Source organism: Corynebacterium aurimucosum (genome assembly GCF_030408555.1).
GTDB classification, from domain to species: Bacteria; Actinomycetota; Actinomycetes; order Mycobacteriales; family Mycobacteriaceae; genus Corynebacterium; species Corynebacterium aurimucosum.
The window spans coordinates 2,425,149-2,442,463 of sequence record NZ_CP047048.1; the positions used below are offsets into that span (position 1 = coordinate 2,425,149).

A 17,315-nucleotide genomic window follows, 5' to 3' on the forward strand; every position below is an offset into this window, starting at 1 on the left:
TCGTCAGGAAATGATGCGCCGTCACACCGGGGAGAGGTTCGTCTCGAATCTCCTTTAAGCCCTCCTAAGCGGTTTCGGTGTTTGAATTAGCACCGTCGCCCTTGTCTTTCTCTTCGATGAAGATAGCGTCATTGGTGAACATCAGCCTCGAATTGTTTGGGGTGCTGATAATGACGCCATCGTCAACAACGGCAATTTGGGCTTCGATGTCATCGACGCCAATTCGGTAGAGACCGTTGCTTTCGATCTTCTTGCCATCAGTTGGGAGGTTGTCGACACCGCCCTGGTTGAAACTGGTTTCTCCCTCCAGCGGACGGAGGCTCACCACATCGAATTCCATATCTTCCGGCAGGTTAGTCTTATCGCTTTTGACGACCCAGGCTCCGTCATCGCCATGTGCACAGTCAATGGATTTTTCAGACGCATCAATACCGCACACCAAGTTCCAGCCATCAGCGGAAATATCGAAGAGCGTTTCGCCGCGGAGATCCTCCTCATCCTGGGCTAGATCCGCCGAGTCGGTGGTCTCTGACTTGACGTCAATGAAGAAGATGTCCGAGTTCACGCCGTCGAAGGAATTTTCCATCGACGTGGCTTCGGTGCCCGGACGCTTGTTTACTTTGCCCTCGACACCGACGATGTCGCCATCGGTCTCGGACTCATAGGTATAGCCTTCACCATCCTCTTCCACCTCTAAGGAAGAGGACGTGATGTAGAGGGCATCCTCGTCCCTGAGAGCACCCTTGGAAAAGAAGACGGGAACCTTGACATCCTTCCCATCAAACTTGCCTTCCAACACCACATAGCTGAGGAACTTACAGGGATCATATTCATCCTCACCGACGCTCACGTCTTCAAATTTCTCAGTGGATCCCTTCACGTAGGCTTCTTCATTCTCTAGGACCTTACTGAGTTTGGTGTCCTCGAGTTCTTGCTTCTCGTCGCAGTCAGCGTTGACGCTTGAGGAGGATGCACTGCTGGACGTCGAGGTGGCCTTAGAAGAAGTAGTCGTCGCAGAACTCGTCGTCGACTCAGCGGCGGCCTCAGTGAATGCCGGCTCCTCGGTTTCAATTAGCGAACCTCCCATGAAGCTGCACGAGCTCATCAAGAGACCAGCGGTGGATACAAGCGCAAGGGTTGTCATACGGGCGGACATGGTGATTACCTCCAGCTGTTAGACAAAGAAGAATTGAGTGGAAGAGTTGAGTATTAAGAAGTTTGGCGTTGCCTTGGAGCCTACTGGCAGAATGTGACGCGCACTACTTTTCTGGGGAAAGCTCCGCTGTTTGTGCGTCACTGAAGGAGCTTTTTAGCCAAGCCCTTCCAACGCTTCTATGCTTCTTGTATGATCTGTGCACTTTTAGACTGCGGCGGCCACCTCACCGACGCTCATACCACTGCACTCACTGAGACTGCCCGGCACGGAGTACGTATCGAGTACTTCCGCGTCGCGGAGGTTCCCAGCCGGCAAGAGCTGAAGACTATTGATGCACTGGCCAAGGAAATCCTGCCGGAGGACCCCACCCCATCGCTGGATGAGATTGCCGCGCAACCGGACGTGAGCCACCTCGGCGCACCGGGGCCAGCACCGCAAGCCCCATTCCTGAACGAGTCGCTGCGCATCGTGGTGATCGGCAACGATGCCGCTCTTAGCGCCGTACTGACCCGCATGATGCGAGCGGATTACCTGTGGGCCGAGGTGGGCTTCGTCCCCACCGGCGAGTACTCCACCGCGGCGATGAATTGGGGCCTGAAAACACACGAAACCGGCCAGGGTCTTGCCGACCAGGTCGCGGTTGTCGAGGAGGCGCTCTCCTTTGCCCTGACCGCACCGGTCAAGCCGGTGCCGCTTATCCGCAACGATGCGGGCCTTGCCGTGACGGGTTCGGCAACGATTGCGGAATGGTCGAATGAGGAAATAACCGGGGAAATTATCGTCGACGATGCCATACTACTGCGTGCTGACCGCAAGAAAAATGTCTTCGGCGCAAAGCTCGTACCAATGACAGATGCGCCGGGCATCGTGGCGGCGAAGGCGGTTACCAGTTTTGAGGCGGACGCAGCACCGCGCCGTGGACTCTTCGCCCGCCTGCGCAAGCCTGCCCAACCGGGCCAGCTCGACCCCGCCAGCGTCATACAGGGCCGAGCGGTGCAGGCCGGGGGGCCGTCACTAAGCGTGAGCGTCGATGGAGTCCGCGCCAAGCGGCCGGTCAAGCGCGTGACGTTCTACCGTCACCTGCGGGACCTACAGATAGTGCGGCCCTAATTCACTTCCCAGCCTTCGAACAACTGCCCTCAACTGCAGCGCCACTATCTGGGAAAGCGGGCACGATTCTCGGGTTGAATGTAAAACGAAAGGAGGATTCGGCCAGCATTACCTTTTCGGCACTAGGCTCGAAACCGAATCCTCACCGCATGCGCATTGTGCAATGCACCTAGGCGGTCTGCGGAAGACTCTACCACTCTCAACTCCCGAAAGAACAAACCCATGCCACTAACGCACAAAATTTCTTGGGTATCTGATGCCAGATTCGCCCCATACCTCGAAGAATGCGGAACGGTGGAAGAGGCATGGAAGCTCTATGAACTGAACGCACAAATCGCAGCTGCGCTGTCTGAAGTAATTCATCACACAGAAGTCTTGCTTCGAAACGCTATGAGCGATTCACTTGCCAACGCTCACCCATTTGACTTCGGCTGGAACCAAGATTCTTTCGATATTTCAGCACTATCAACGAAGCTAGCTAAGAAATACAAGCGCCCTGTCACCAAAGACGACATCATCGCGCATCTGAACATGGGGTACTGGGCTTCACTTCTTTCCACGAAATCCGATGCCAATGAGGAAATCTGGAGAAAATACCTTCGCAACGCATTTCCAGGCCAAGGCAGCAGAAAGATAGTTGCAGCCCTGTTGACAGACCTCAATGTCCTTCGAAACCGGTGTGCGCATCAGGACTCACTTCTCAACGTGGATCCAACCGTAGAATTAAAGAAAATTCTTAGACTCGCCAGTTGGATAGACCAAGATGCAAGGCTATGGCTAGAAAACCTCGAACGTGTTACCAAGCTGGCTGCTCAACGCACACCAAAACTCAACACCGCCATCTTGGGACATGCCCGTGCTGTCAAGGGGTGAATGCGCCACTTCGACCGGGAGGTAGTTGTGACGCGTTGGACTCCGAAGGATGTTAAGGATGCTGCTGTTGAGCGAGTGGCTGCGGGCGAGGCAGTTAGCCTGGTCGCGCGTGATGTCGGTGTGGGCCCTGAAACTGTTTACGGATGGTTGAGGGTAAGAGGTGTCGAACCTCCTGGCAGGCGTGCGAGTCGTCTGCGTGATCCGTTTGTCCGTGAGGCCGTTGGGTTGGTGTGTGCAGGTATGTCGATCAATCAAGCAGCACAGACTGTTGGATTATCGACTGGCGTGCTTCACAGTAGGTTAAAGAAAGCTGGTGTAATCGAAGTACGGCCTAGACGCGCCCGCTTGTCACCTGATGAACGTGTCCAGGCCGTGGAGCGAGTGCTTGCTGGTGAGAGCTGTCAGACGGTGGCTGATGCGGTCGGTGTGCATCCTTCCACGGTGTATCAGTGGATAAGGAAGCAACGGTATGCGGAATTACGCCGGCAGCGACACCGTCGAACGCCTGATGAGGCGGTGGTGTCTATGCCAGATACCGGCAAGAAGCTGGGTAAAGATACTGTTATGCCAGCACCGATGAAAGCTCAAGCCATTGATGGATTTCCTAGCGGCGTATTCGACAAACACGCCTTAGTAGGGCGTGGTCGCAGGCTTACTGTTGAAGACCGTGTTGCTATTGAAGCGGGATGTCGTGTCGGTGATTCGGCACGTGCTATCGCACAGAAAATAAATAGGCACCACAGTGTCGTCGCCCGTGAAATCACCCGTAATGGTTGGAAGATTATCGATGAGGACGGCACAGAGCAGCTGCGGTATAACGCCCACAACGCTGCTGTTTCTACTGCTGGTCGGATGGTGCGGCCAAAACTACGCAAGCTCGATGAAAGCCCAACGCTTCGGGGTGTAGTGATCGATTGCCTTGCCCGCAGGTGGTCACCTGGGCGCATTAGTGCATGGCTTGAGCATGCTTTCAGCGATGATGAAAGCATGCGTATTTCCCACGAAGCGATCTACAGTGCCTTATACATTCAAGGTAAAGGCAGCCTGCGAGCCGAGCTTGAAGAAGTCATGAAGACTAAAGACGTACTTATCCGCGGCGGCGCAACACGCAAGAGTCGTGCCCGAAACGCTGGCGTGTTAACCGGTCGCCCTTGGATCAAAGGTGCTGAGATCACCCACCGCAACCCGGAAGCTGATGACAGGGCTATCCCCGGGCACTGGGAGGGCGACCTTGTCATTGGTAAAGGCGGCAAAAGCGCACTGATTACCCTAGTAGAGCGCACCAGCCGCTACACCCTGCTTGGACACCTCCCCGATGAGCACAGTTCACAAACCGTGGTCGCAACCTTGCAGGACATGGTCAAAGACCTCAACATCGAGCAGCTAAAAACCATCACATGGGACCAAGGGGCAGAAATGGCTGTCACAGCACAGGTCCAGATCAAAGACGGCTGCCAGGTGTTTTTCTGCGACCCGCACTCACCGTGGCAGAGACCAACCAACGAGAACACCAACGGCGAGATCAGGCGCCGGTTCTACAAAAAAGGCACCGACTTTGCCACCGTCACACCCGAACATGTCGCGTGGGTACAAAATGAGCTCAACGAAACACCCCGACAAATCCTCGGCGGCGCAACCCCACGTGAAATACTTAACGAACTATTCAAGCGTGGCGCATCCACCGCTTGATTCCGCCGCCGACGATTCTCTTTTCACCTTTTATCAAAGGGTAGGTGCCGTCATCCTGGAAGCCTCCACGCCTCTTGCGAAAGTGGATTACATTGGCTTCTATTTCAGCCAGAAAATCGTCGGAATCTTTCCAAAGGTCTTAGACATTGAAATCGCTTCCAGCTGGAATAAAAAGACTTCAGATGCGCTTAAGAAATCATCCGACCCCGAGGAAAAACGCCTCGGGAAAATTATGAGCCACGCGCTCTCTGATCCATTCGTTAAAAGCTACCCTCCAGAGAATACGTACAAGGTTTATCATCTCAGTGGGTCCAAGCATCCCTCAACTCTCACTACCGCTGAAAAGCAAGACATCGTGCACGAAGCTAGCGGTCGTGGATCCGCATTTGTGAAGAGACCTCGGTACTTCCAAAGCAGTTCGCTATTGGCCGCCAGAGTCACTTCTGATTTGCCCTCACCGAGCAAATAGCTCGAATTTCCTCCAAAATTCTCACTGCCCGAGTCTCAAACCCTAATCCTCTTCCCAGACCTCCGGCGGATAGGCCGGGTGCTTGGAGGTGGGCACGAGCTGCGCCACGGCTGACTCGCGGGACATGCCGCACACCATGAGCAGGTCCACGATGATGGAGCGAGTCTGGGCCAGTACGGCATAGGCGGAGAGCACTGCTTCCTCGCCGGCGATGTCCATCGAGCAGCGGGCACCTAGCTGGCGCAGGCGGTTGACTATTTCCGGAATGGCTTGCGCTTCATCCACGCGGCGCTCATGCGCTGTTTGGTGGGTATAGAGGTCGGAGAGCTCCATCGTGATTTCAGCAAGTTCGTCGATGATCTCAACTTGCTCGGCGGTGGCTTGGTCGCCGTCCTCGGCGAGAACAAGCGCACGGCGGGAGAGCACGCGGGTGCCACGGACCATGTTGTCAACAGGAGTGAGGATGCGCTCCAGGGAGCGCACGGTGCGCTGCGTGCTCCACAGGAAGGGTGATAGCCGTGCAGTCTCCGCACCACCTTTGGTGGCGTTGAGCATGTTGTTGATGTCATCCTGCGTGCCGCGCACGGCATCGCGGGCCTCAGTGATGGTTTCGGGGTCATTCTCCTCTAGTCCCTTGGCCACATCAGACAGGACCAGTGAGGTAATGCCCAAGACTTTCGAGACTTCCGAGCGCCCTGCGCGCAGGGGCGAGGAGGGGATCAACACGATCATTGTGAGGCCAATGACCGCGCCGATGATGGCGTCAATGGCGCGGGAGAGCCCACCCATTTCTTCCGGTGGAAGAATCGTGGCGATGAGGATGGCCGCGATGACGATCTGGTTGCTCACCAGCTGCGAGCTGGTGACAAAGGAGCCGATAATCAGGGCCAACCCGATGATGATGGTCATATGGATAGGCCCGGTCCCGAGGGCATCGACAAGCAGCGTGCCCACCAGCACGCCCACGATGCCGCCAATGGACATGTCGATGGCGCGCTTGAGGCGATCGTTGCCAGATAGGCCCAGGATGATGATCACGGCCATCGGTGCGAAGAAAGGCTGATCGTGGCCGAAGAAGTCGTGTGCCACGTAGAAGGCCAAGCCCGCACCGAGGGTGCACTGAAGCATAAACACGAGCCGGTTGCGGATACGCGTGAGGCGCGCTTTGAGTGACTTATCCACCAACCGCAGCTGCTCGCGGGTAGTTTTGCGAACGCGCTTGACGGTACTTGACGAACTCGACGTTTCCTCAGCCATGGTTTCCGTATTTTACTCATAACTGAAAACCATGGCTGTGCGAACTACCACAGGCCTAAAAGCATCCACCAAGGAATACCGATACAGAGCCAGATTAGAACGTACAAGGCTCCGAGGACGCCGCCGACCTTCCACCACAGGCCCAGATCCACATAACCGGAGCCGTAATAAATCGGTGCAGGGCCATTTCCGTAGTGAGTAAGACAACCGAAAATCGTTGGAATCGCTCCGAGGAAGACGGCCAATGGCACCCCAGGAAGGCCCAGGGCTAAGCCGACGCTGAAGAAGACTGTGAACATGGCTGCGGTATGCGCTGTACCAGAGGCAAACATATAATGCGCCAGTGCGTACAGAATTGTGAGCAGAGCAAACGTGCCCAGCGTCCCCATGTTAAGCCCCTCTACCCACGAACCGACGTTGTCTCCAAACCAGCCAACAAAGCCAAGCTCGTTCAGCTGCGTGCCCATCATGACTAAGGCAGAGAACCATACGAGCGTGTCCCACGCTGCTTTCTCAGATTTCATGTCCTTCCAGGTCAGGGCACTGGTCAAGAGCAAGATGCCGAGCCCTAAGAAAGCTACTGCCGTAGCAGAGACAAGACGCCCGCCAAAGATCCACAGGACAATCATGAGGAGGAAAACTCCCAGCGTGACCCACTCTGAACGCCGCATAGGCCCAAGCGCCGCCAGGTCCCGTGCGGCTGCTGCCGGGGCCTCCGGGGTCTTGGTCAGCTCAGGTTTGTTCATGGCATAGACCACAAGCGGTACGAGCAACACGCCTACCATTGCCGGTACTGCAGCCGCGAGGAACCAGCCGCCCCACGTAATCGACACGTTGTCATTTGCTGCAAATTTCGCTGCCATTGCGTTGGGAGCAGCACCGGTGAAAAAGACAACGGACACCGCGAGATTCATGTTGTAGCCGGTCAATGCGAGATAGCTGCCGATGCGGCGGAACGTACTCGGATCGTTTGGGTCTGAGCCTGAACTCAAGCAAATGGACTTGGTAATGGGATATACAATTCCGCCGGCGCGGGCAGTGTTTGAAGGGATGAATGGGCTGAGAGCAAGATCCGTTAACCCGAGCCCATAGGCCAAGCCTAACGTCGATTTACCAAACAACCGCACGAAGCACAGGGCCATGCGTGTGCCTAAACCCGAGGTAATCACTGCCCGGGAGACGAAGAACGCGGATACAATGAGCCAAATTGTGGAATTGGAAAATCCAGACAACGCCAACGACATTGACTCGCCAGGCTCCCCTGGTGCGAGGACTTGAGTGCCCGCGCATAACGCGATAGCGACAACAGACAACGCACCCATGGGAGCTGCCTTGATGATGATTCCCACGATGGTCGCGAGAAATATTGCCAAAAGGTGCCATGCATTCGGCTGAAGTCCTTCAGGAGTGGGCACAAGCCATACGGCAACGCCTACCCCCACCGCTATGGCAAGACCGATGGGGTGAACCTCAGCAGAAGGTGGGCGCTCCGCTACCGCATGATGATCCTCCGGAGGTGTGTCCGTAGGAAGCACGGCACTCATTTGATGTACCTAACCTTTTCGTACAGATCCTCGAGGATCGTCTCCTTGCGTGCGTTGTACTCTTCCTTTTTCTGGGTATACAAGTTGTTGCCGTTGGCATCGATGGACACAATGAGTGGCCCAAATTGCTTCACCCGCATTACCCACAGGGCCTCAGGCATCCCGAGCTCACGCCAGTAAGACTCTTCGACTTCCTCAACTTCAGTTGCCGCGATGACCGCGTTTCCCGCGGGGAACACGCAGTGCAACGCACCAAATTCCTTGCAGCCTGCCTCAGTATTAGGCCCCATAGAGCCCTTGCCGACGATTAGGCGCACACCGGTCTGCTCGATGAAGTCATACTCAAACATTTCCATGCGCATGGAGGTCGTGGGGCCCACGGAAACCACTTCATACTTCTCGTCACCGTTGCGGTCAGTGCCTTCCACCTTCTGCATGATGGGCCCAGCGTGAAGAATTGCGCCGCCCTTCAAATCAATAGGCAATTCGCGGCCCAGCTCGACGACACGACGGTGGCCTACGTCGCGGCATGTCACGATGTAGCCATCGAGGAAGATGACATCGCCAGCTTTGATGTCTTGGAGGTCCTCTTGCGAGATGGGAGTAGTGAGAGTCTTGGCAGTAGTGTTCTCGCTCATGATGAATCCTTCTTTCAGAGAATACGGTGTTTAAAGCTCGAAGCCGGAGTGCGTCAGCAGGCGGTAGTTGAGATCACGGTCCAAATGGATGGTGCCACGGCGGTGAGACCAGCAACCGGTATTGACGGCGACCGAAAGGACGGACGGGTGACGAGCAGAGTTCTCGATGTTGACGCCCATGACAGAACGCTTACCTCCCAGACCCTGTGGTCCGAGCCCCAAGTCGTTAATGGCGGTCTCCAGGTTCTTCTCCAACTCGGCGACAACCTCGTTCTGATTGTGGGACTGCACCGGGCGCATCAGCGCGAGCTTGGACATGAAACCAGCCGTATCGATGGACGTTCCAATACCAACACCAATCAGCATTGGTGGGCAGGCGTTGACGCCGTAGGACGTCATGACATCCAGAATGAACTTCATCGCCGCCTCATAGCCCTCGCCTGGCATCAGAGTCTTTCCCTGGCCAGGTAGAGAACATCCGCCACCGGCGAGGTAGACGTCGAGCTCAAGTTCATCCGAACCAGATATCAGCTCGGTATAGAGCCACGGGGACTTGGTGCCGATGTTGGTACCAGGGTTGTACTCGTTGAATGTTTCAACAGAGTTGCGACGCAAAGGCGCCGTCTCTGAGGCGATACCAATCGCCTCCTTCATCGCGGGCTCGAGCTCCGAAAGGTACGGGAACTCGGTACCTACACGTGCGAAAATTTGGATCTGTCCGGTGTCCTGGCATGACGGGCGGTCCAGGTCGAGCGCAAGCTTCTGGTTGCGCTGCATGGTCTTGTAGATCATCTTTGCCATGGGCTGGTCTTCTTCCTCTGCCAGCTGGCGAAGACGCTCAGTGACGTCGTCTGGAAGACGCTTCGATACCAAGTCGGTGAATTTGGCAACACGATCGATCAGAAGCTGAACTTCAGGGCTGAACTGGTGCCCGAGCTCGGAAGGTTTCTTGGTGGACGGAGCGAACTCAATCTCTACCGGCACTGTCGACGTGCTCGGAGTCTCTGCACGCCGGGTAGCGCGCTGTGGAACACCGCGCAGTACTTCAGATTCAGTGGTCGTCATGGTGAGTTTCCTTTGCTATCCAGGGGACTGAACAACTCCAGAATCTCCCAATACCTACGCACCCGGCATCCCAAAACTTTGGGACTCTACGCTGCGTTTATGCAGTACAAACGTTATATTTACCCCCAATTCCAGTAGCGCTCCGAAAGAATTACCGCTTTTACCGGATCTACCGCGTCATCCCGTTCCGCACCGTGTCTGCCAGATTTTCGGCCTGTTGTGACACTTCTGCAAGCAGAGACTGGAGCTGCTCGCGTTCAGCTGCCACACGCCCTTCTGCGCTTTCACCCGCGAACTCGGAAAGAGTATCGCGAACAAAGGAATCGGTGGTGCTCACAAAATATTCGTGAAATCGTTCATCCACCGCTGCCACATTGACACCAGTCTTTTCTACCGAACGCAGCTGCTTTCGGTACTGGCTCGCCGTTTTGCTAAACGCTCTTCTAAAAGCCAAGCTGAGTGCCTTGTTATCTGGAAATCCTGCGGCCAAAGCAACGTCAGTAATGGGCCAATCGGTCCGGCGTAAAAGCTGTACGGCTTCGGCTAACCGCACCCTCGTGATGTACTCACTAACTGGAATCCCTACAACGGAGCTAAAGAGATCTGAGAAATAGGCCGGTGAATAGCCGGCGAAGTCAGCAAGGTTTCGCAGCGTTATCTTCTGTTGATAATGCTCATCCACGTATTCAATCACTCGCCGCATTTCCTGGAGTCGCTCTGCATCAGCCGATCGTGCTGCTGGCGCGTCACCTTCAAAAAAGTCCCGATAAAGAACTGCACATATGGCTGCTAAACGCGATTCTTGCGCAACCTCTTTGCTTAGAGAATCGACCTTCTGCGCCTCTAACATCATCTGCGACGACAGCTTCCGTAGTTCACTAATCCCCAGGTGAGTGCCCGAAAAATCAGTGGAACAACAAGAAAATTGGGGGATGAAGCCGCGATTGAAGCTGGCTACGTAGGAGGTGTCGAGATGAATTAAAAGCGCCTGCGCGCTGGCTGTTCCTTCGCGAGGCTCCAGAGACATCGTGGCGTGTCCTTCGTTGGAATTGAATAGGACGACATCTCCGCGAGAGAGTACCCGGGTTCCCGAGGCTCGGTTAATTTCAACGCTTCCGCCAAGGATAGTGAGAAGCTCGATGGGCGAATGCCAATTGTAGTGGTATGAACCGATGTCGTAGACGTACTGACGCCAAGCTGCAGAGCGAGCAGGTGGGGTATGTTCAGCATAGAACTCGGACATGACTTTTATGGTAACCGTTGGGAATTGTGCAACGACAGTGTTTCGAATTGATTGCCCCTTCGAAACGCCCCCACACAAACGGAAGAATTTTTCTACGCTAGGACCAGTGAGCGGCGACAAGCATCGGCGGTAAGTGTCGCAGCCAGGAACAACCCACAGGTACGGCTAGAGAACACAAAAGGCACGATGGCTTCCCCATTTTAAAGAATGGAAGAATTTATCGTGCCTCAGTGCTAGAACGGCGAGGTACCGCTACAAGAACGGCACCGTCAACCGCAGCGTGGAACCGCTACTTAGAAACGGTCTTGCCCACGGAGTGCAGGTCCTGGCAGGCCTCAACCACGCGGTCAGCCATGCCCTGCTCAGCCTTCTTGAGGTAGGAGCGCGGGTCGTAGACCTTCTTGTTGCCTACCTCGCCGTCGATCTTGAAGACGCCGTCGTAGTTAGCGAACATGTGGCGTGCAACCGGGTTGGTGAAGGCGTACTGGGTATCGGTGTCAACGTTCATCTTGATGACGCCGTAGCGCAGGGCCTCCTCGATCTTCTCCTTCTCGGAGCCGGAGCCGCCGTGGAAGACGAAGTCGAAGGGCTGGGAGCCTTCCTCCAGGCCGAGCTTCTTGACAGCAACCTTCTGGCCCTCGTCGAGGACCTCCGGGCGCAGCTTCACGTTGCCCGGCTTGTACACGCCGTGGACGTTACCGAAGGTAGCGGCCAGCAGGTAGCGACCCTTCTCACCGGTACCGAGGGCGTCGACGGTCTTCTCAAAGTCCTCCGGGGAGGTGTAGAGGTTAGCGCCGGCCTTGGCCTCAATGCCGTCCTCTTCGCCGCCGACGACGCCGATCTCAACCTCAAGGATGATGTTGGCGTTGTGGGCCTTCTCGAGGAGCTCCTGAGCGATCACGAGGTTCTCATCGATCGGGATAGCGGAGCCATCCCACATGTGGGACTGGAAGAGCGGCAGCTCGCCGCGGTCAACGCGCTCCTGGGAGAAGGCGATCAGCGGGCGCACGTACTCATCCAGAACTTCCTTCTGGCAGTGGTCAGTGTGCAGCGCAACGTTAATGCCGTAGTGCTGTGCAGCCTCGTGAGCGAAGGCAGCCAGTGCCTTGGCGCCGGCAACCTTGTTCTTCACGGACAGGCCGGAACCGAACTCCGCGCCGCCGGTGGAGAACTGGATGATGCCGTCGGACTCAGCCTCGGCGAAGCCGCGGAGAGCGGCGTTGATGGTTTCGGAGGAGGTGCAGTTGATTGCCGGGAATGCGAAGCCGCCCTTCTTGGCGGTATCCAGCATCTGGTTATAAACCTCAGGGGTTGCAATAGGCATGAAATTCCATCCTTTGGAGTTGCTGTGCAGTAAGCCGTGCCGTCTCACAAACCAGCGAAACAACACGTTCCAACACCCAAGTATGCCTGTTATTGTGGTTTTCCGCCGCGAGATGCGATGTGACCTCACTTAAACACCGCTCCGCATGGGCAGGAATCCCCCGACCACCTGGGGAAACGCTGCTATTTCTTGGATTCTGACTTGTACTTCACAATCCGGGTACAGGCCTCCAACAACATCCAACCGGACAACTGAACGGACAAATCGCGCTCAGCCACGCGGATAATGCCCATCTTCTGGCTCAATGACGAGGGGCCGAAACCGTAGTTATGGGGAAGCTTCGCATCCGCGGTCCAATCGGAACCGAAGATGGGCAAGCCGTCTACCTCTAGGCGGTGTTCCCACACGGATTCCGCCGAGGCCGTCACGAGGCGAGCGGCCAGCTTCTTGGTTGCGCGGTTGGCCGGGGAATCGCCCGGCAGGCGCACCGCTACGTCCGCCAGGTAGCGAGCAAGGATGCCCTTGAAGAGGCCGCCGTCGCCGTCGCCAGTCTGCCAATCGATGACGCCCGTGTACGTCGCCATGCCCGTGGCCACCGCTTGGACCAGGCCGCGGATGCGGGTGGTGTAGTCCATCATGTCTGCGGCGAGTTCGGCCTCGTGGACAGAGTCGATATCCTCCACGGAGCGCAGGCCGGTCTTCTCCCGCAGCGCCAGCACGATTTCCAAGCAGGCACCGAGCACCACGCCTTGGCAGTAGGGGTGGATGTTGCGGACGATCTCCTGCCCATCCATACGCATGCGGATGCCGTCCATGACGAAGCCATCGTCGTCAATCAAGTGATCGTAGATCCAGTCCACGATGTGGCGGGCCTCGTCCACGCGCCCCATGCGGGCCAGCATGATGGCGCCCGGCCCGTTCGAGGGGACGTTGAGGAAGGTCTCGCCTTCGCGCCAGGGCAGCACGCCGACCTGGGTGTCGATGCCATCGCGGATGTTGTGCTGCAGGGTGCCCAACTTCTTGTAGGGGCGCTGCTTCTTGAGCTCACCGGCCCGGGCGATGGCTAGGGCGAGCCATGCTTTGTCGTCGTAGTAGCGGTTCTTCGTCAGCGCACGGAGATTGCGCACATGGATGCCGCGGATGGTGTCAGCGATGCGCGCGCGGCGGGCTTTGGTGTTTTTGCGCAGGGCCGCATCAACGAGACAGTCCAGATAATGCGCCTGCCACCAATAATGCCAATGCACAAAGAGTGATTCCTTGGTGGTGGGTGGCCAACTCACCACGGCAAGGTTGGTACGGGGCAAGCCCCACACGGCCTGCGCGTGGCGCTCATTGATGGCTGTTTCCGCAAGGTCGGCGCGGTGGGACCATTTCTCTAACACTTTTGTCTCATCATTCTCACAATGTGAATTCGTTACCTAGATGTAAACACAGTGCGCGGGATCTCACCAAGCTTTTGATAAATCGGCGTGCTGCCGAATCCATGCATGCATGGCAATGCCTGCGGCCACGCCCGCGTTGATGGAGCGAGTAGAACCAAATTGCGCGATTGAGCAGGTCATTACTGCTGCGTCCTGGGCTTCCGGGCTGACGCCTGGGCCTTCCTGTCCGAAGAGGAGCAGACAGCGCTCAGGCAGCTCAGCGGTTTCTAGGGGGACACACCCGGGGGTGTTATCGATGGCCACGACGGTCAGTTCCTGGTCCGCCGCCCAGGCCATCAGCTCAGTAACATCCGCGTGGTGCATGAGGTGCTGGTACCTGTCGGTGACCATGGCGCCGCGCCGGTTCCAGCGGCGGCGTCCCACAATGTGGACGGTGTCGACGGCAAAGGCGTTGGCAGTGCGCACCACGGTGCCGATGTTGGAATCGTTTTCGAAGTTCTCGATGGCGATGTGCAGCGCATGCCGGCGCTTATCGATATCCTCCCGGATCGCCTCGCGTGTCCAGTAACGGTAGGCATCGACGACATTGCGGCGATCCCCCTCCGCGAGCAGTTCGGGATCGTATTTCTCCGCTTCGGGGCCTTCGGGCAGCGGGCCTTCCCACGGGCCAACACCGTGGCGGCCCTCGTTCCACTCGGTGGGGCCTTTGGCTGCCGCCTCTTCCTCGGGCTTAGGCAAGGTCAAGATCCTCAAGGCCCAGCAGGTAGCGGTATTCCAGGCCCTCGGCGGCAATGGCTGCGCCGGCATCGGTGTTGCGGTCCACCACGGTGGCCACTCCGACGACCTCGGCGCCTGCCTTACGAAGAGCCTTCACGGCGGTCAGCGGCGAGTTGCCGGTCGTGGTGGTGTCCTCGACAACGAGCACCTTCTGGCCCTCGACGTTGAAGCCCTCAATCTGACGCTGCATGCCGTGCTTCTTGGCTTCCTTGCGAACAACGAAGGCGTCGATATCGCGGCCATCGGCATGCATGATGGACAGCGCGACCGGGTCCGCGCCCATGGTCAGGCCACCGGCGGCAGCATAATCCCAGTCAGCGGTGAGCTCACGCAGCAGCGAGCCGATAAGACGCGAGGCCTCGTGCTGCAGGGTGGCGCGGCGCAAGTCCACGTAGTAGTCAGCCTCCTTGCCAGAGGACAGCGTGACCTTGCCGTGGACGACGGCCAGCTCCTTCACCAGTTCTGCTAGGCGTTGCTTCTTCTGCTGATCCAGGCTCATCGCTCGCTCCTTAAAGTCTGTGGCTGTTCGGCCGTGAAAAATCCGCTCTGTAGTTTACCCTCTTCCCGCACGGTTGCCCGCGACTAGTGCTGGTGCTCGGCTGTGACACCTGGCTGCGGCGCCTCGCCGCGGCGGCAGGCTGGCGGGTCTAGTCGAAGATGGAGGAGCCGCCATCGAAGCGGCGCGGCAGGCGGGCCTGATTGTTTTCGTGGGTGGGGCGCTCATGGCCATCGGCAATCGCGTCGACTTCATCCGCACCCAGGCTGGAGTGGTCAATGGTGCCGCGGGCCTCGCTGGTGGTGCGGCTCGGCATGACCACCGGCTCGGTGGGGCGCTGGATGGTGGGGGCGTCGAGGGAATCATCGCGGTCCGGAACCGCCGTGGGCCCGGTGGGTTCCGGCTGCGGAGGTTCCGGGATGTCGCGGCTGGGGTCCAGCTCATCGACGCGCAGGACCTGAGCGGCTTCGGAGCGCGGTGGAAGAACGCGAGCAGCATCGGCGAGCAGCGACAGCGGTTCGAGCAGCTCTTCCCACTCAGCGCTGCGGGCCTGCCGGGTAGTTTGGGCCAGCACCCACTCCCCTTCCAGCCACACGGCAGTCACCGCGGCGGGTAGATGATTCAACGCCGTACTCACTCGGGTATCGATGAAGCGCTGGCCCACGCCAGCATCGGAGGAGAAAACCTCGAAACCTTCCTCCTCACGCACGTACAACAGATCCTCGGAGAGGTTTTCGATCTCCTCGCCTGCTCGGCGGAAATCCACCACGATATCGGAGGCCGCGCCGGTGCGCATAGCCATAACGGGGATAGCACCCATATCGAAGAGCAGCGTCTCGTGCCCCCGGACAGTTCCGGCGACGATGTCGCGGGGTTCGTGGCCGCGGGCGGCAGCGCCGCGGGTCCACTCATCCGCCAGGTAGGAATCATGCTTGAGGTATTCCCAGCCGCGCTGCTGGCCAAAGGCCTTGCGCTCACGGCGGGCACTGCCCGGCACGAGGTACTTGGCGCGCTCTGCGCGCTCCGCAAAGCTGGGTGCGGCAGCCTGCGGTTCGGCGGCCGGTTCCTCACTGGGCTCAGCGGCGGCCGGTTCTTCAGCGGCATCCGCAGTTGGCTCGGTTGCCGGCTCAGCCACGGGGTCTGGCTCCGGCTCGGTAATGATGTCGGGCTCTGGAGCAGGCTCAGGTTCCTCGGCGAGCGCGGGCTCTGAGGGGGAGTCAGGGGTGAGTTCAGGCGCAGCGGTATCGGCCGCTGTGGTGGTTTCGTCGGCGGAGAGCGCGGCGCGCTGGCGCTGGTCCAGCCAGAGCACGATGAGACCAGCCGCGAGCGCGACGGCGGCGAGGGATAAGAGTACAAAAGGCATCACTGCCTGACTCTAATCGCCCGGCGCGCTCGATCTGCGCTGACGCGCTGGTCACGCGCGGATTCTAGACGTGCTCGCGGTCGCCACGCTCCACCGGATTCTTCGGGTTGGCTGACCACTGCGACCATCCGCCCACGAAGTGGCGCAAGCCGGTAAAGCCCACGTGTTCCAGCACGGCGATGGTAAGCGCGGAGTGGTTACCGGATCCGGAGTAGATGATGGCGCCGTCCACGTTCTCCTTGGTCACACCGTGCTGCTCAAGGATTTCGAGGATTTCTTCTTTGGACTTCCACACGGTGACGTCCTGTGTGTGGAAGAGGCGCTCCGGAAGGTTGACTGCACCCGGGATGTGGCCGGCCTTCAGGTCGAGGTTCTCGCGGCGGCCGGCGAAGCGGTTGCGCGTGCGAACGTCGAGAAGCAGGCCCTTATGCTCCTTGACCTCATCGATGGTGGCCGTGGGCATCGACCCCGTGGTCACTTCAAAGTCCGAGGGCATGCCCAAGTTACCCGGGCCGGTAAGGGTGGGCAGGGACTGGGCACGCCAGTTGGACAGGCCGCCGTCGAGGATGCGGACGTTGCGGATGCCGGCCCAGCGCAGGGTCCACCACGCACGGCCAGCGAAGAGTCCGCGGCCTTCGTCGTAGACAACGACTTCGCTGTCCTCCTCTAGACCCCAGAGGTCGATCCACTCTTGAATCTTCTCGGTCTGCGGGAGTGGGTTGCGCCCTACCTTGGAGCCGGGCAGGCCCACGAAGGCTGAAGCGGCGTCGGCGTACTGGGCAGTCGGAATGTGGAGGGAGGAAAACTGATTGAAGGCCTCGCCTTCCCCTGGTGCCCAGAGGGAAGCGAGGATGGTCGTCTTATCACCGCGGTAAATCTTCTCACTCAACTCGTGAGGGGAGATCAAAATGCTCATGTCCCTAGATCAT

The 17,315-nt window shown here is 58.0% G+C and carries 15 protein-coding genes and 2 pseudogenes; 5 read left to right on the forward strand and 12 right to left on the reverse strand.

The features are described 5' to 3' along the window. Positions 1-64: 64 nt before the first annotated feature. Positions 65-1,156, reverse strand: a complete 1,092-nt coding sequence (locus CAURIM_RS11475; protein ID WP_010188712.1) for a hypothetical protein — start codon at positions 1,154-1,156, stop codon at positions 65-67. A 189-nt stretch (positions 1,157-1,345) separates the two neighbouring features. Here CAURIM_RS11475 and CAURIM_RS11480 point away from each other — a divergent pair, with 189 nt between their 5' ends. The 5 genes and pseudogenes from CAURIM_RS11480 (at position 1,346) to CAURIM_RS11500 (ending at position 5,297) form a co-directional block, all read left to right on the forward strand. Beyond that, complete coding sequence (locus CAURIM_RS11480) at positions 1,346-2,266, forward strand: hypothetical protein (RefSeq protein ID WP_201829040.1); 921 nt, start codon at positions 1,346-1,348, stop codon at positions 2,264-2,266. 222 nt (positions 2,267-2,488) lie between these two features. Then, complete coding sequence (locus tag CAURIM_RS11485) at positions 2,489-3,139, forward strand: Abi family protein (RefSeq protein WP_201829038.1); 651 nt, start codon at positions 2,489-2,491, stop codon at positions 3,137-3,139. A 240-nt stretch (positions 3,140-3,379) separates the two neighbouring features. Next, positions 3,380-3,589, forward strand: a pseudogene (locus CAURIM_RS11490) (helix-turn-helix domain-containing protein); the annotation flags it as partial. 19 nt (positions 3,590-3,608) lie between these two features. Then, positions 3,609-4,828 (forward strand): annotated as a pseudogene (locus tag CAURIM_RS11495) (IS30 family transposase). Then, positions 4,809-5,297: a hypothetical protein gene (locus tag CAURIM_RS11500; RefSeq protein WP_236659378.1), complete on the forward strand. Its 489-nt coding sequence runs from the start codon at positions 4,809-4,811 to the stop codon at positions 5,295-5,297. The pseudogene CAURIM_RS11495 and the gene CAURIM_RS11500 overlap by 20 nt, the downstream one beginning before the upstream one ends. 42 nt (positions 5,298-5,339) lie before the next feature. On the opposite strand, the gene CAURIM_RS11505 is transcribed toward CAURIM_RS11500, so the two are convergent. The 11 genes from CAURIM_RS11505 to CAURIM_RS11555 form a co-directional block, all read right to left on the reverse strand. Next, positions 5,340-6,554 (reverse strand): FUSC family protein, encoded by a 1,215-nt coding sequence (locus tag CAURIM_RS11505; RefSeq protein WP_010188707.1) that lies wholly within the window; start codon positions 6,552-6,554, stop codon positions 5,340-5,342. Positions 6,555-6,598: 44 nt separating this feature from the next. Then, on the reverse strand, positions 6,599-8,098 hold the full coding sequence (locus CAURIM_RS11510) for a DASS family sodium-coupled anion symporter (protein ID WP_010188705.1): 1,500 nt from the start codon (positions 8,096-8,098) through the stop codon (positions 6,599-6,601). Further along, entirely contained in the window at positions 8,095-8,736 is a 642-nt protein-coding gene (ttdB, locus tag CAURIM_RS11515; RefSeq protein ID WP_102233503.1) for a L(+)-tartrate dehydratase subunit beta, read from the reverse strand. The genes CAURIM_RS11510 and ttdB overlap by 4 nt, the downstream gene beginning before the upstream one ends. Positions 8,737-8,766: 30 nt before the next feature. Continuing rightward, positions 8,767-9,801, reverse strand: coding sequence for a L(+)-tartrate dehydratase subunit alpha (gene ttdA, locus CAURIM_RS11520; RefSeq protein WP_010188701.1), 1,035 nt, complete (start codon positions 9,799-9,801; stop codon positions 8,767-8,769). A 169-nt stretch (positions 9,802-9,970) separates the two neighbouring features. Beyond that, positions 9,971-11,044: an AraC family transcriptional regulator gene (locus CAURIM_RS11525; RefSeq protein ID WP_236659377.1), complete on the reverse strand. Its 1,074-nt coding sequence runs from the start codon at positions 11,042-11,044 to the stop codon at positions 9,971-9,973. A gap of 289 nt (positions 11,045-11,333) precedes the next feature. Next, positions 11,334-12,368, reverse strand: coding sequence for a class II fructose-bisphosphate aldolase (fbaA, locus tag CAURIM_RS11530; RefSeq protein ID WP_201829036.1), 1,035 nt, complete (start codon positions 12,366-12,368; stop codon positions 11,334-11,336). Between the two features lie 182 nt (positions 12,369-12,550). Beyond that, positions 12,551-13,750, reverse strand: coding sequence for a glycoside hydrolase family 76 protein (locus CAURIM_RS11535; RefSeq protein ID WP_010188694.1), 1,200 nt, complete (start codon positions 13,748-13,750; stop codon positions 12,551-12,553). Positions 13,751-13,813: 63 nt separating this feature from the next. After that, the gene (locus CAURIM_RS11540) at positions 13,814-14,494 is read right to left on the reverse strand and encodes a TrmH family RNA methyltransferase (protein WP_371325751.1); all 681 of its coding nucleotides are present in this window, start codon (positions 14,492-14,494) and stop codon (positions 13,814-13,816) included. Further along, complete coding sequence (gene pyrE, locus CAURIM_RS11545) at positions 14,481-15,026, reverse strand: orotate phosphoribosyltransferase (protein ID WP_010188690.1); 546 nt, start codon at positions 15,024-15,026, stop codon at positions 14,481-14,483. Before pyrE ends, CAURIM_RS11540 begins: the two co-directional genes overlap by 14 nt. Positions 15,027-15,174: 148 nt before the next feature. Beyond that, complete coding sequence (locus tag CAURIM_RS11550; protein ID WP_201829034.1) at positions 15,175-16,386, reverse strand: TtfA family protein; 1,212 nt, start codon at positions 16,384-16,386, stop codon at positions 15,175-15,177. Positions 16,387-16,450: 64 nt separating this feature from the next. Beyond that, a complete protein-coding gene (locus CAURIM_RS11555; protein WP_010188686.1) occupies positions 16,451-17,302 on the reverse strand; it encodes a sulfurtransferase in 852 nt (283 codons plus the stop codon). Positions 17,303-17,315: the final 13 nt, after the last annotated feature.